The sequence below is a fragment of the Photorhabdus viridis genome (genome assembly GCF_040256935.1).
In the GTDB taxonomy this organism is placed as follows: Bacteria; Pseudomonadota; Gammaproteobacteria; order Enterobacterales; family Enterobacteriaceae; genus Photorhabdus; species Photorhabdus viridis.
This window is the reverse complement of sequence record NZ_JBEJZY010000181.1, coordinates 1-967: the sequence shown is the minus strand read 5'-3', so window position 1 is coordinate 967 and position 967 is coordinate 1. Positions and strand designations below refer to the sequence as shown.

1 protein-coding gene is annotated in these 967 nt (G+C 56.2%); it reads right to left on the bottom strand.

Annotated elements, in window-relative coordinates; genetic code table 11:
- A partial coding sequence (locus ABR397_RS22835) for a condensation domain-containing protein (protein WP_350307705.1) occupies positions 1-954 on the bottom strand: 954 nt, incomplete at its 3' end.
- Positions 955-967 lie beyond the last annotated feature (13 nt).

Genomic DNA, 967 nt, shown 5'->3' with positions numbered 1-967 from the left:
GAAGAAGGTTTCTGCGGCCTGAATATGGCTTTCCTGACGGGCATAAGCCACGAAGTTACGATAAGGCACCGATGGCGGTAAATCAGCACTTTTGCCCAGTAAGAATGCCGCTGTTTCCGCGAGAACCTGCCGTAATGAGAGGTTATCATCGATAATATGATGAAATTGGAGCAAGACGTACAGCTTGGCTGAATGTGGGTCAGCAGCAGTTTGTAAGCGTATCAGCGGCGCCTGAGATAAATCCATAGGCAGGTGTGACAATCCCATGCGGGCTTGCAAACTGGCGGCCACATCATCACTGTCCTTCAGGGTCAGGCGATGAACAGGCAATGGAGTGTATCGGCGCACAACCTGAACCGGCTGGGACAATCCGGTCCAGTGGATGGCGGTGCGCAGGATATCGTGCCGGCCGATGACCGCTTGTAATGCAGCCGTGAATGCATCAAGGTCTGCCTGACTGTCGATACATAACAGCGACGAGATAACATAGGGATCTTTGGCCGGATTCAGCAAATGGTGGAACAGGATACCTTCCTGCAATGGAGCCAGGGGATAGATATCCTGCACATTGGCCGCTCCGCCGGAAGTCTGGTTGACGATAGTGTCGATTTCCGTCTGAGACAGGGTGACCAGCGGCAGCATTTCAGGGGTGAGCACGGTACTGCCATCAGGAATACGGTTGGGCGGCACGACAAAGGCTGGGACATCTCCCGGGGATATTTGAATCGCCCGTGCCAGTTCGGCCAGGATCGGTGCGGTGAATACCGTACGGACGTCCAGTTCCCAGCCCCGCTGGCGCAGCCGTTCGATCACACTGACCACCAGCAGCGAGTGGCCGCCGAGTTCGAAGAAGTGATCATGACGCCCGACCCGCGCCAGTCCCAACAGGTCTTGCCAGATCTGCGCCAGTCCCGTTTCAATCTCACCCTGCGGAGGCGTATAGTCCCGTGACACAATGGCCGACTGC